This window comes from Janthinobacterium sp. YR213 (genome assembly GCF_900099875.1).
GTDB classification, from domain to species: Bacteria; Pseudomonadota; Gammaproteobacteria; order Burkholderiales; family Burkholderiaceae_D; genus Janthinobacterium; species Janthinobacterium lividum.
This window is the reverse complement of record NZ_FNDA01000002.1, coordinates 540,629-554,114: the sequence shown is the minus strand read 5'-3', so window position 1 is coordinate 554,114 and position 13,486 is coordinate 540,629. Positions and strand designations below refer to the sequence as shown.

Below are 13,486 nucleotides of genomic sequence, written 5' to 3'. Positions count from 1 at the left end.
GATGGCAAGCAAGTTGTTCACGAAGTTCGGCCTGCCCCTGGTGGGGCTGGCCTGTGCCTTGCTGCTGTGGTCCATGGGCGTGACGGCGCTGGAGAAATCCACGCCGATCGCCACCGCCTTCGCGCCCTTGCCCACGGCGCTGGCGTTCCAGGAGATGGTGGGCGGTTCGGATATCTGGCTGCACGTGGTACTGAGCCTGCAAAGGGTAGCCGTGGGCCTGGGACTGGCCATCGTCATCGGCGTGCCGCTGGGCGTGCTGGTGGCCATGTCGAAGAGCTTTTCCGGCGCGGCCATGCCGCTGTTCCAGCTGCTGCGCATGATTTCGCCGTTATCGTGGATGCCGATTGCCGTGATGGTGCTCGGTGTCGGTGACGCGCCCGTGTACTTCCTGCTGGCGTTTGCGGCCGTCTGGCCGATCCTGCTCAATACGGCGGCCGGCGTGGCGCGGCTCGATCCGAACTGGCTGCTGCTGGCCCGCAGCCTGTCGGCCACGCGCAGCGAGATCGTCTTCAAGGTAATTTTGCCGGGCATTACGGCCGATATCCTGACGGGCGTGCGCCTGGCCATCGGCATCATCTGGATCGTGCTGGTACCGGCGGAAATGCTGGGCGTGTCGGCGGGCCTCGGCTACTTCATCCTCGACACGCGCGACCGGCTCGCGTATTCGGAGCTGATGGCCGCCATCGTGCTGATCGGCATACTCGGCTTCATCCTCGACTACCTGGCCCGCGCCGCGCATGCGCGCTGGCTGCACGTGAAGAACTAAGCCGCCTTATCCAGCGGCAGCGTGGCGGCGATAGTCGCCTGCGTTGCCGCTGCCAGTTCACGGCGGTGCGCGTCGAGCGTCGCCACTGGCGCCAGACAGGTCAGGCGCGCCGTGATGGGCGGGCCGCTCAGAATCGCCACCATGCTTTGCGCAAAGCTCATGTCGCCGATGAAGTCGACGGCGTGATGCAAGGCTCCCTTGTCATCCACATACACGAGCGCGAACGGCTGCACCGGCACTTGCGCGTCGATGGCCGCCTCGAACAGGTTGGCGTGAAACGGCAGGATCTGTCCTTGCGCGGCGGTCGTGCCTTCGGGGAAGAACGCAATGCGCTCGCCCGCCGTCAATTTATCCACCAGGCCCTGGAAAATCAAACGCAGGTCGCGCTTGCTGCCGCGCGAAATGAAGATGGTGCCGGCGCGCCCCGCCAGCCAGCCCAGGATCGGCCAGGCGCGGATTTCCGCCTTGGCGACGAAACGGCAGGGGTGGACGGCATTGATGACGAAGATATCGAGCCACGAAACGTGGTTCGCCACCACCATCGCATGGTCGAGTGCCGGCACGCTGTCTGCCGGCTGCGCCACGTGCACGCCGCAGATGTCGAGCAGTTGCGTCGACCAGCGGCGGATCCGCCGGTTGCGCCCCTCCAGGTCCAGCCAGGGAAAGAGCACGGCGCTCTTGGCCATGCCGCAGCCCAGGTGAATGGCGATGCGCGCGAGGCGGTAGGTAAGCAGAAGTTTCAAATCACACCAACAAATAAACCAGAACCGAAATCCGGGAGCAGACAAGGGATGCCGGGGCAGCGCGCCCCGGTCCATGGATCTGATTTTTTAACGCTGAAACGCCACCTGTCCGGCAACGATGGTCGCCTTGACGATGCCGCTCAGCTCATAGCCGAGGAAAGGCGTGTGCTTGCCCTGGCTGGCCAGCGACGCCGACGACACGGTCCAGCGCGCGGCGGGATCGAAGACGCAGATGTCGGCCGCTTCGCCCACGGCCAGGCTGCCGGCCGGGATGCCGGCGACACGGGCCGCGTCCGCCGTGACCTTGGCCACGGCGCGCGCCAGCGGACGGGCGCCCGCTTGCGGCTGCGCCAGCGCATAGTCGTCGGCCCATTTCAGGGCCAGCGACAGCAGCAGCTCCAGCCCCGTGGCACCGGGCGACGCTTCGCCGAACGGCAGCAGTTTTTCATCGTCATCGACAGGCGTATGGTCCGAGCACATGGCGTCGACCGTGCCGTCAAACAGGCCGGCGCGGATCGCATCGCGGTCGCGCTGGCTGCGGAACGGCGGCGTGACGCGCGCATTCGGGTCGAAGAAGCCGATATCGGCGTCCGTCAGGTGCACATGGTGCACGCCCACGTCGCAGGTGACGGGCAAGCCTTCGGCCTTGGCCGCACGGATCAGTTCCAGGCCGGCCGCCGACGAGATGCGGCACAGGTGCACGCGCGCGCGGCTGGCGCGCATCAATTCGAAAATCGTGTGCAGGGCGATGGTTTCGGACATCACGGGCACGCCGGACAGCCCCAGGCGCGACGCCAGCGGGCCGCTGTGGGCGATGCCGCCGCGGCCGATATGCGGATCCTGCGGGCGCAGCCAGACGGTGTAGCCGAAGGTGTTCGCATACTGCATGGCGCGCAGCAGCACGGTGGTGTCTTCGATCGGCTCTTCCGCCTGCGCGAAGCCGATGCAGCCCGCTTCCGTCAGTTCCGCCATTTCCGTCAGCGACTTGCCCTTCAAGCCCATGGTCAGTGCGCCCAGCGGATGCACGTGGGCCTTGTTCTGCGTCTTGGCGCGGTATTTCAGCATTTCCACCAGGCCCGGCTCGTCCAGCACGGGGTCGGTGTCGGGCGGGCAGACCAGGCTCGTGACGCCGCCTTGGAGAGCTGCCTGCAGTTCTGATTCCAGGGTCGCCTTGTATTCGTAGCCCGGCTCGCGCAGGCGCGCGGACAGGTCGACCAGGCCGGGGGAAACCACCAGGCCGGCCGCGTCAAACGTGGTGTCGGCCTTGAAACCGGCCGGGGCGCTGCCCACGGCCAGCACCTTGCCGTCGGCGATAAACAGGTCTTGCAAGCCATCGATGCCGTTGGCAGGGTCGATCAGGTGGCCGTTCTTGATATGTAGTGTCGTCATGCTCGCTTACTCGTCCTTGGGCTATCAGCCCTGATTACCAGCCAAAATACTCATCACCGCCATGCGCACGGCGATACCGAAGGTCACCTGCGGCAGGATCACCGCCTGCGGACCGTCGGCCACGGCCGAATCGATTTCCACGCCGCGGTTCATCGGGCCCGGATGCATGACGATGGCGTCCGGTTTCGCCAGCGCCAGGCGCTCGGGCGTCAAGCCATAGCTCTTGAAGTATTCCTGCGCCGATGGCAGCAGCGCGCCGCTCATGCGTTCATTTTGCAGGCGCAGCATGATGATCACGTCGACGCCCTTGAGGCCTTCATCCATGTTGGTGAAGGTGCGCACGCCCATCTGCTCCAGGCCGCCCGGCAGCAGGGTGTGCGGGCCGATGGCGCGCACTTCCGGCACGCCCAGCGTGGTCAGCGCGTGGATGTCGGAACGGGCCACGCGGCTGTGCAGGATGTCGCCCACGATGGCCACCGTCAGATTCGTGAAATCCTTCTTGTAGTGGCGGATCGTGTACATGTCGAGCAAGCCCTGGGTCGGGTGCGCATGGCGTCCGTCGCCCGCGTTGACGACGTGGACGTGCGGCTGCTTGGTGTCGATCAGGTGCTTGGCGATCAGGTAGGGCGCGCCCGACTGCGCATGGCGCACGACGAACATGTCGGCATGCATGGCCGACAGGTTGTCGATGGTGTCGAGCAGGGACTCGCCCTTGCTGGCCGAGGACGCCTGGATGTTCAGGTTGATGACGTCGGCCGACAGCCGCTTCGAGGCGATCTCGAAGGTGGTGCGGGTGCGCGTGGAGTTTTCAAAGAACAGGTTGAAAACGCTCTTGCCGCGCATCAGCGGCACCTTTTTCACATCGCGGTCGGAAATGCCGACGAACGAGGAAGCGGTATCGAGAATGTGGTTGACGATAGACTTCGGCAAGCCTTCGATCGTCAGCAGATGTTGCAGTTCGCCGTGTTTATTCAGTTGCGGATTAAGCATGGTGGGTATCTATGGTGAGCGTGAATTTTCCATCGTCGGCTTGCTTCAGGACCAGGGCCTGGCCCGGCGGCACGGCTGTGAAGGCGGCCACGAAATCGGCGGCCACCGGCAACTGGCGCTCGCCGCGGTCGACCAGGGCGGCCAGCATGATCTTCGCCGGGCGGCCGTAGTCGAACAATTCGTTGATGGCCGCGCGCGTGGTGCGGCCCGTGTACAGCACGTCGTCGACCAGCAGGATGGTGGCGCCGGCCACGTCAAAACTGATCTGCGTCGGCTTGACGTCCGCATGCAGGCCCTTCTGCGCAAAGTCGTCGCGGTAGAACGAGACATCGAGCACACCCAGGCGGTCGAGCAGGTTCAGGTCGCGCGCCAGGCGTTCGGCCAGCCAGGCACCGCCCGAATGGATACCGACGATGGCCACGTTGGGGATGCCCGCCAGGCCGCTCTGCACTTGCTGCAGCAAGACCGCGTACAGGGCCTCGGCGTCGAGTTGGGAAGGATTCGTAGGATGCGGCATAGAGTTCTTGATCATTCAGGGAGGAAGTCTAGGGTCAGATTAATAATTCGCGTCGAAATACTGTTGCAGGATGATGGCGGCGGCGCGGTCGTCGATCACTTCACCGCGCTTGGCGGCGATGACGGCCGAGGAGTAACGCTCATCGACCAGTTCCACCGGCAGGTTGAAGCGGCCATGCACCTGGTTGGCGAAACGGCGGCAGCGCGCGCTCATCTCGTGTTCCGTGCCATCGGGATGGCTGGGCAAGCCCACCACGATGCGGCTGGCGCCCCACTCCCTGATCAGGCTATCGATGGCGGCAAACTTCGGCTCGTTCGCCGTGGCCGTGATCACGCTGAGCGGCTTGGCCTGGCAAATCATGGTATTGCCGATGGCCACGCCGATGCGTTTCAAGCCGAAATCGAAGGCGAGGATGGTGTCGATGGCGTCACTCGTCACAGCATTTTTCCATAATAAAGATCAACATAGGTGGTGCCAGAAACCGTAGCGAGCAAGCTCAATGTCGGGTTGAGTAGCGGAGCTGTACGAAGGTACAGCGAGCAACGGATGCCCGAAAGTGGGCTGCGCAGTAGGTTTATGGCATCCACCTCATGCGTGTCCGGCCTCGCTCGCCAGCATGAGGGGGTCGATGCCCAGCAACTTGATGGCCGCCACGTAGCGCTGCTCGATGGGAAAATCGAACAGGATGTCGGCCGAGGCGCCTACCGTCAGCCAGCCGTTGCGGCCGATCTCGTCTTCCAGCTGGCCCGGGCTCCAGCCCGAATAGCCGATCGAGACCAGCATGCGCTCGGGGCCATCGCCCTTGGCGACGGCTTCGAGCACGTCGATCGACGTGGTAAACGCCACTTCATCGGTCACCGTCAGCGACGAGGAATAGCGCGCGCCCGGCGTGTGCAGCACGAAGCCGCGGTCATCCTGCACTGGACCGCCGAACATGATCGGTTCGTTGATGATGGGCGTGTCGCTGCCGGCCGCCAGTTTCAGGTCGATGCGGTCGAACAGCACTTCCATGGTCATGTCGGTGGGCTTGTTGATGACGACACCCAGCACGCCGTTTTCATTATGTTCACACACGTACACGACCGTGCCGCCGAAGATCGGATCTTGCATGGCCGGCATCGCAATCAGGAAATGGTTGGCCAGATTCAGGGTGGAGGAACCGGTCGCGGCCGGCTCTCCCACACCCTGCATCAGACGATGTCCTGGTAGAGTCTGGTCGATTTTACTCTTTTTCATACGCGATGCTCTCTCTGTGGGCTTGCTGGCAAGTCTCGCTTACCCCGCTATCGTACGCCTGGCACATCCTGCCGCGAATGCTGGGCGGCGGGAACCGTGTTGCCAGGCGCTATTCTTGTTATGTTATAAATTAGTTATCAATTCGCTGTGCCATGCGGCGACATCCTGCACGCTGAGTGACTTGCTTGATAGGAAACGTCGCTTTCCCTGCAAGCACATTTCAATGCCAATTGTAAAATTGATTGCAAAATCGCTGTCGCACATAAAGCACCATGAACATACCCGGTAGTTTACACTGAATTGCCGCCGCAGCGACGCCAAAGGCACGACGCGAGCGGCCATAAAGCCCTGTTGGCGGCAAAAAATCGCCTATCTTTGACCCTGAACACGCGAAATAATGACAATCAAGACTTCCCTGGTGTGGTTCCGGCGCGATCTGCGCGCGTTTGACCATGCTGCACTGCATCACGCCCTGCGCCAGAGCCAGGCCGTGCATTGCGTCTTCGTGTATGACACCGCCATCCTGGCAACGCTGCCGCGCCGCGACCGGCGGGTCGACTTCATCCATGCCAGTGTGGCCGAGCTCGCCAGCGAGCTGCGCCAGCTGGGCGGCGACCTGATCGTGCTGCACGCGGACGCGGCCGAGACCATCCCGCGCCTGGCCGCCGAGTTGAACGCCGACGCCGTTTTTGCCAACCACGACTACGAGCCGCAAGCGATCGCGCGCGACGCCGGCGTGGCCGCCGCGCTCACGCGCGACGCGCGCCTGTGGTTCAGTTTCAAGGACCAGGTCATCTTTGAAAAGGACGAGGTGCTGACGCTCTCGGCCAAGCCGTATACCGTCTACACGCCGTACAAGAATGCCTGGCTGAAGAAAATGCGCGCCGAACCCGCCTGCCTTGCGCCGTTCGATATCGAGCCGCATGCGGCCAGCCTGGCGCCGCCGCGCGCCGGCACGCCGGCGCCCCTGCCCACCCTGGGCGAACTGGGTTTCGAGGCCAGCAACCTGGCCGAACTGGCCATCCCCACCGGCATGGCGGGCGCCAGTCAGCTGTTCGAGGATTTCCTGCCGCGCGTGGCCCGCTATGACGTGGCGCGCGATTTTCCCGCCCTGAAGGGGCCATCCTACCTGTCCATGCATCTGCGCTTCGGCACCGTGTCGCTGCGCTATCTGGTGCGCACCGTGGTCGACCTGATGGACCGTGGCGGTGGCGGCGATGGCGCGCCCGTGTGGCTGGCGGAACTGATCTGGCGCGATTTCTATGCCATGATTTTGTACCAGAACCCGCACGTGGAAGGCGGCGCCTTCAAACCCGCCTACGACGCCATCGCCTGGGAAACGGGCCCCGAAGCCGATGCCTTGTTTGCCGCCTGGTGCGAGGGGCGCACCGGCTATCCGCTGGTGGACGCGGCGATGGCGCAGCTGAACCAGACGGGCTACATGCACAACCGCCTGCGCATGGTCACGGCCTGCTTTCTGATCAAGGATCTGGGCATCGACTGGCGCCGCGGCGAAGCGTATTTCGCGCTGCACCTGAATGACTTCGACCTGGCCTCGAACAACGGCGGCTGGCAATGGGCCTCGTCGTCCGGCTGCGATGCGCAGCCCTACTTCCGCATCTTCAACCCCGTCACGCAGTCGGAAAAATTCGATGCCAGCGGGCGCTTCATCCGCCGCTACCTGCCGCAGCTGAAGGCGCTGGGCGACAAGGAAATCCATGCCCCCTGGCTGGTGCCGCGCATGCTGCTCGAGCAAAAAAACATCATGCTGGGGCGCGATTACCCGGAACCGCTGGTGCAGCACGACGAGGCGCGCAAGGAGACCCTGGAACGTTATGAAGTGGTCAAAGTGGTCAAGTAGGACCACCGGCTTCCTGTGCGGTGAACGGCGTCCACACCGACCGCCAGGCGCCGTGCGGAAGTTTCGCCTGCATGGAAAGGGATAGTCCGCCCGTCCCCAGCGGGTCGCCTGGCTGCCATTGCGCAGTGTCCAACTGATTGTCGATGCTCAGTGCCCGCGCTCTTCCCACGTCGACATTGATCATTTCCCGCGTGTCATAGCCGATTTCCAATATGGGATGCAGCACCTTGCCCATGCCTGACAAATACAGGGTATCGACATGGACAGCGGGTTTGTCAAAACGTTCGTACTGCCTCGTCGCGGCGGATTTGAACCCCTTGCCCATGGCGATGCCGATGGTGGCCGGACCATCGCACCCCAGCAGCGCGGCGAGTGCCCAATAGTCATGATCGGCAATGGCCAGCCTTGCCAGGCAGCGCTCTATCCATGCCGGCTCATCGGCCCTGAACGCATTCCAGTAGGGCTTCAGCGAGTTCTGCAGATAGCCCACTTCATGCAACGCCCCGACGAGGTTGATTTGCCTGTCGATGGAGTCGATATCCTGCAACAGATGGGCCGCGGCCGCGGCGACCGCATGCTCACCTTTGGTCATGGCTTTGTCTTCGAGTTTTTTCAGTTTGGCGTGAAGGCTCATTGTTTTCCTGATTTGGCGATGCACGCCTGTTATGGTTGCCGCGGTGTTTCGGCACCAGCCTCCGTTTGCAGGCGCTGCACTTCCTCCAGCAATTCCTCTTCCTGGAACGGCTTGCCGAAATACGCATTCACGCCCAGCTCGAACGCGTGCGCGCGGTGCTTGTCGGCGCTGCGCGAGGTAATCATGATGACGGGGATGGCGCGCGTCTTGTCGTCGCTGCGCACATTGCGCGTCAAATCAAAACCATCCATGCGCGGCATTTCCACGTCGACCAGCAGCAGGGCCGGCATGGCAGCCGGCTCCAGCGCATGCAGCTGTTCCAGCGCATCGACGCCATCCTTGGCCAGTAGCACCTGGTAGCCTTCGCGCTCGAACAGGCGCTGCATCACGCGGCGCACCGTCAGCGAGTCGTCGACCACCATCACGCGCACGGCAGGCACGGCCAGCGCGCTGGAAGCGGCATGCTGCTCGCTGCTGGCCAGCGCATACTGCGCCAACAGTTCCGGATGGTGCTCCAGATGCTGTGCCAGCGCCACCGGATTGAGGATCAGCACGATATCGCCCGTGCCCAGCACCGTGGCGCCGGCGATGCCCGGCATGCGCGCCAGCTGCGGGCCCACGTGCTTGACCACGACTTCGCGGTTGCCCACCACGTCATCGACCTGCAAGGCCAGCCTGTCATTGCCATTCCTCAGCAACAGCACGGGCGCATAGCGCTGCGTGGCCTGCGCCGCCGGCGTCTCGCCCAGCATTGCCGACAGGTGATGCAGCGCCAGCGACTGCCCGTGCGACTCGATGCGCCCGGCCGCCCGCACCTGCTCCAGCTGTTCGCCTTTCAGGTGCAGCACCTGCTCCACCAGCACCGATGGCAGGGCATACGTCTTGCCGCTGGCCGCCAGCAGCACCACTTGCGTGACGGCCAGGGTCAGCGGCAGGTGGATGGTGAAGCGCATGCCCAGGCCCGCCTGCGTCAGCGTTTCCACGCGCCCGCCCAGCGCCAGCGCTTCGGATCGCACGATGTCCATGCCAAAACCGCGCCCGGCCAGTTCCGTCAGGCTGTCGGCGGTGGAAAAGCCGGGCGTGAAAATCAGTTCGGCCGCCTGCGCGTCGGTCAATGGCGCATCCGTCGCCACCAGACCGGCGCCGTGCGCCTTGGCGCGGATGCGTTCCAGGTCCAGCCCCGCGCCATCGTCGGAAAAGGCGATCGCCACTTCATTGCCCTGCTGGCTGACCTGCACCAGCAGCTCGCCCGTTTCGCTCTTGCCCGCGGACAGGCGCGCGTCGCGCGGCTCGACGCCGTGCACGATGGCGTTGCGCAGCAGGTGCTCGAAGGGCGCCGCCATGCGTTCCAGTACGCTGCGGTCGATTTCCACGCCGCCGCCGCGGATGTCGAGGTTGACGCGTTTGTCGACTTCCTTGGCGCTTTGCCGCGCCACGCGGAACAGCCGTTCGGCGATGCTGGCAAACGGCACCATGCGGATCTGCATCAGGTCGCGCTGCAGCTCGCGCGTCAGCCGCGCCTGCAGCACGAGGTCGTCCGTTACCGCATCGACGCTGTGGCTGAGGTTTTCGTGGAACGAGGCCACGTCGTTGACGCTTTCGGCCATCATGCGCGTGAGTTCCTGCAGGCGCGTAAAGCGGTCGAATTCGAGCGGGTCGAAATCGCGCTCGCTGCCGACGGCCATGCGAGAGGCGATCTGCGATTCGGCCTGCATTTCCACTTCGCGCAGCTGGCGCCGCAAGCGCGCCAGGTTGTCGGAAAACTCGGCCAGCGAAGCGCCCAGCACGCCGACTTCATTTTCCATCTTGGAGCGCGTGATCGACACTTCGCCAGCCTGGTTCACCAGGCGGTCGAGGATATCGGCGCGCACGCGCACCAGGGCCGCCTTCGGTTCGGCGGCAGGCGTGTCTTCCATGCCCGGCAAGGGCAGCAAGGGCTGCTGCAACTGTTCGAACAGGTGCAGCGCATGGTCGTAGTGGGCCAGCAATTCCTCGAAGGCCTGCGGCGTGGCGGTACCCGCATGCAGCATGTTTTCGATATGCGTCTCGATTTCATGCGCATGCTGGCCCAGGCGCATGGCACCGGCCATGCGGGCGCTGCCCTTGACCGTATGCAGGGTGCGCAGCAGCATCTGCGCCTGGCCGCTGTCGTGCGGCTGCTGCTGCCAGCTGCGCAGCGCCTCGCCGATCTGCGGCAACAGGTCGGCGCCCTCCTCCAGGAAGACGGACAATAAATCGAGGTCGAGTTCATCGCTGATGCCGGCGCTCGCCGCCAGCAGCGCGGCCGCGTCGGCCGGCATGATGGCGGGCGCCGGCGCTTCCGGCGCCGCGTGCTCCAATGGCGGCGCGTGCTCGAAACCGGCGTCGAACAAGTCGTCGCTGGCGCCGCTGTCCTGCATCGGCGCCGGTGCCGGCACTTCGGCAGCAGCCGGCTGCAGCGCGTCGGCGACGATGCTCGCATACGTCGCCTCGAACAGGGTCTCGAGCTGGGGTACAGGAATCTCGGCCAATGCGTCGGCCGGCGCGTCGGCAAGCGACTCGGCAGGCTGGGCCGGCGCGCCGACGATGCTGGCGTAGGCGGCCGCAAACAGGGCGTCGAGTCGGTCTTCCTGGCTCTCGCCCGGCGGCGCCGTCAGGGCGCGCCACAGGGTGTTGAGCGCTTCGATCATGTCCGGCTGCGTTGGCGCCAGATCTCCCAGCGCGAACGCCTGCAGCATTTGCCCGATGCGCTGCGTGGCCTGTTCCAGCACGTCGTGCTGTTCGGCGCGCAGGCCGGACAGCGGCGGCACCACCGTCTCGATCACCGTTTCAAGCGCATGCGCCAGGTCGCGCAGGGACTGGAAACCCACCGTGCCCGAGGTTCCCGCCAGCGTATGCACGGCTTGCAGCGCCTCCGCGCTGACGGCGCGCTGTTCATGGCGCCACTCGCCGAAGTCGCGCGTAAGCACGCGCAACAATTCATCCGTTTCGGCCAGGTAGATGTTGTACAAGGGAAGGCTGATGCGCAGTTCGCCCACGTGTTTGAGGTGATCGTCCGGCGCTTCGTGCAGCGTGGGCGCCGTGGCCAGGGGAAGTCCGATCACATTGCCATTGCTGGCCACGGGCGCGGCCGGGCGCGGCTTGCGCAATTCGAACGGACCGCCTTCGCGCACGCGCTCGGCCGCCATCAGCAGCATGCCGGCCTCGCGCTCGCGCCCCGCTCCGCCTTCCAGTTCGGCCACCCATTCGCTGAGCTGGTACCAGCCGTAATTCAGCAAGGTGAACAAGTCGTCGCTGACGGGGCGCGCCTCGGCCAGCCAGGTATTCATGACGCGTTCGATGGCGCCGGCCGCTTCGGCAAACTGCGCCAGGCCGATCATGCGGCTGCTGCCTTTCAGGGTATGGAACGAGCGGCGCAGCATGGCCAGGTGGTCGCCGCTGGCGGCCTGCTCCCGCGGCAGGGCCAGGGTGGTGTCGATAAAGGCCAGCACTTCGCGCGCTTCGGCCAGGAAGATATCGAGCATCTCCGCATCGACATCGGTCACGGCGGGCGCGGCATCCATGCCGGCAGGCGCGGCGGGCGCCAGGGTCTGGTCGAGCAAGGGCACCGGTACGGCACCGGCGGCGGCGACTTTCTCAAATGGCAGGGCGCGGAAGGTGCCGGCGGCAGCATCGAAATGGAAACGCCCGCTGGCCGCCTGCGCATTGCGGCCCAGCATATCGACAAAAAAGCCCAGCGCGCTGACATTTTGCGCGATCTCGTCGAGCGCCTCCGCATGCGCCTCCGCATTGGCGCCGCTACCGGCCAGCTGCCGCACGGACGCGTCGACCTGCAGCACGGCGGCGCACGCGTCTTCCTGTCCCAGCCCCGCCAGTTGCTGCTGCAACTGGCCCAGCACGGGCGCGACGCCATCGAGTGCCCCCTCCGGCCGCAACGTATCCGCGTAATAAGCGTTGAGCACCTTTTCCACCTGGCGCAGACCCGTCTTCATTTCCTCGGCCAGCGCGGCTACCGTCTGGCCCTGTTCGATCTGGCGCGACATCTCGCCCGCCGTGACGGGCGGCGGCGCTTCGCCAGCCAGCAGCGCCTGCAGGCGCGCGGCGATGGTTTCCGCATTGCCGGCAAAATCGTCGGGCAGGCGGCGCAGCTGCTCCAGCCCCGTGTCGGCAAACAGCAGCGCCATGCCGATTTCATTTTCCAAGGCCGCGCTGCGCCCGCTGGCCACGGCTTGCCGCGCCACGGCCGCGCATTCGCGCAGCAGGCTGGCCAGGGCCGGCTGCTTCAAGGACTCCACATGTGCGGCCACCTGTTGCAGCGACTCTTCGAAATCCGTGCCCAGGGCTGGATCGAGGTCGGCTTGCGCCAGGCGGCTCCAGCTGGTGCGCGCCTGCGCCAGGGCCGTGCGGGCGCCTTGCAAGGCATCCTGGTCAACCTGGCCGTAGCGCCGCGTTTCCACGTCGGCGGGAACCTGCCCCTCCAGGGCAAAGGCGGCGCGCAGCTGGCGTGCCTCCGGCGTCGGCTCGGTGGCGGCCGCGATGAAGAACAGGGCGTCGCGCAGCATCGATTCGGGCAGGCTGGCCGTACCCTGCGCCAGGCGGCGCAATTGCAGGTTGATCAGGCCGAACAACTGTTTGACGTTGAGCGTGCCCATGCCCTCGCCGCTGGCAGCCAGCCCTGCAAACGCCTGCATGGAGAACCAGAAGGTGCGCGCCGGTGCTTCCTGCTGCGCGTCGGCCACCAGTGTCAAGGTGGCGTGCAAGTCGCTGGCATGCTGGCGCCGCGCCGCGTCATCCTGCGCCTTCAGGAAGGGCAACAGGGACTTTTCAAAGCGTCCGCGCCAGGCCGGATAATCGGCCACCGGGGGCGCCTGCGCCAGCGCGATGGCATGCCCTTCCAGCATCGATGCCGGCGGAAAGAACAGGTCGGCCGGGTGACTGCGTTCGGCGCCCAGCATGGTTTGCAGGTCGCGGTAGTAGGGAAACAAACGCGTCGGCTGCGGCGGCGTGCCGGCCACCAGGTCTTCCAGGTATTCGATCAGGGCCTGATACAGTTCGGCGACGACTTGCGCATGGTCCAGCGTGTATTCGAGGCTGCCGTCACGAAAGCGCGCCAGCGCCTGTTCCGCGCCGTCCGTCAGCAGGCTGGCGCCGGCCACGTCCACCATCACCAGCGCGCCATGCGCCTGGTGCAGATGCGAGCGTGCATGCTGCAGGGCCGTGGCGCGTTCCTCGCGCTCGCGGCCACCCGCCTCGAACAGGGCCGTTTTCGAGCGGCCCAGCGCTTCGCGGATTTCCACCATCACCCACGACAAAGGTTCGCTGTCGAACGGCTTGGACTGCTGTGGACTATCAGGTGTGCTCATGCATGCCT

The 13,486-nt window shown here is 65.2% G+C and carries 10 protein-coding genes; 2 read left to right on the top strand and 8 right to left on the bottom strand.

Annotated elements, in window-relative coordinates; all coding sequences use genetic code 11:
* The first annotated feature begins 1 nt into the window (after position 1).
* Positions 2–766 (top strand): ABC transporter permease, encoded by a 765-nt coding sequence (locus tag BLT98_RS11645; RefSeq protein ID WP_034780216.1) that lies wholly within the window; start codon positions 2–4, stop codon positions 764–766.
* On the opposite strand, the gene BLT98_RS11640 is transcribed toward BLT98_RS11645, so the two are convergent.
* The 6 genes from BLT98_RS11640 to BLT98_RS11615 all read right to left on the bottom strand — a co-directional run bounded on the left by BLT98_RS11640 (position 763) and on the right by BLT98_RS11615 (position 5,596).
* On the bottom strand, positions 763–1,509 hold the full coding sequence (locus BLT98_RS11640) for a lysophospholipid acyltransferase family protein (protein ID WP_092607848.1): 747 nt from the start codon (positions 1,507–1,509) through the stop codon (positions 763–765). The genes BLT98_RS11645 and BLT98_RS11640 overlap by 4 nt on opposite strands.
* 87 nt (positions 1,510–1,596) lie before the next feature.
* Positions 1,597–2,898 carry a dihydroorotase gene (locus BLT98_RS11635; RefSeq protein ID WP_070255919.1) on the bottom strand — a complete coding sequence of 434 codons (1,302 nt, stop codon included), beginning with the start codon at positions 2,896–2,898 and terminating at the stop codon, positions 1,597–1,599.
* Positions 2,899–2,922: 24 nt separating this feature from the next.
* On the bottom strand, positions 2,923–3,888 hold the full coding sequence (locus BLT98_RS11630; protein ID WP_034746695.1) for an aspartate carbamoyltransferase catalytic subunit: 966 nt from the start codon (positions 3,886–3,888) through the stop codon (positions 2,923–2,925).
* The gene (gene pyrR / locus BLT98_RS11625) at positions 3,881–4,405 is read right to left on the bottom strand and encodes a bifunctional pyr operon transcriptional regulator/uracil phosphoribosyltransferase PyrR (RefSeq protein ID WP_034780225.1); all 525 of its coding nucleotides are present in this window, start codon (positions 4,403–4,405) and stop codon (positions 3,881–3,883) included. Before pyrR ends, BLT98_RS11630 begins: the two co-directional genes overlap by 8 nt.
* 39 nt (positions 4,406–4,444) lie before the next feature.
* Entirely contained in the window at positions 4,445–4,828 is a 384-nt protein-coding gene (ruvX, locus tag BLT98_RS11620) for a Holliday junction resolvase RuvX (RefSeq protein ID WP_070256114.1), read from the bottom strand.
* A 165-nt stretch (positions 4,829–4,993) separates the two neighbouring features.
* Complete coding sequence (locus BLT98_RS11615) at positions 4,994–5,596, bottom strand: YqgE/AlgH family protein (protein WP_034746689.1); 603 nt, start codon at positions 5,594–5,596, stop codon at positions 4,994–4,996.
* A gap of 442 nt (positions 5,597–6,038) precedes the next feature.
* On the opposite strand from BLT98_RS11615, the gene BLT98_RS11610 reads away from it, so the two are divergent.
* Positions 6,039–7,502, top strand: a complete 1,464-nt coding sequence (locus tag BLT98_RS11610; RefSeq protein ID WP_092607845.1) for a cryptochrome/photolyase family protein — start codon at positions 6,039–6,041, stop codon at positions 7,500–7,502.
* On the opposite strand, the gene BLT98_RS11605 is transcribed toward BLT98_RS11610, so the two are convergent.
* Complete coding sequence (locus BLT98_RS11605) at positions 7,495–8,136, bottom strand: hypothetical protein (protein ID WP_092607842.1); 642 nt, start codon at positions 8,134–8,136, stop codon at positions 7,495–7,497. The two genes, BLT98_RS11610 and BLT98_RS11605, sit on opposite strands and share 8 nt — an antisense overlap.
* Before the next feature lie 29 nt (positions 8,137–8,165).
* Positions 8,166–13,478, bottom strand: a complete 5,313-nt coding sequence (locus tag BLT98_RS11600) for a hybrid sensor histidine kinase/response regulator (protein WP_092607839.1) — start codon at positions 13,476–13,478, stop codon at positions 8,166–8,168.
* Between the last annotated feature and the right edge of the window lie 8 nt (positions 13,479–13,486).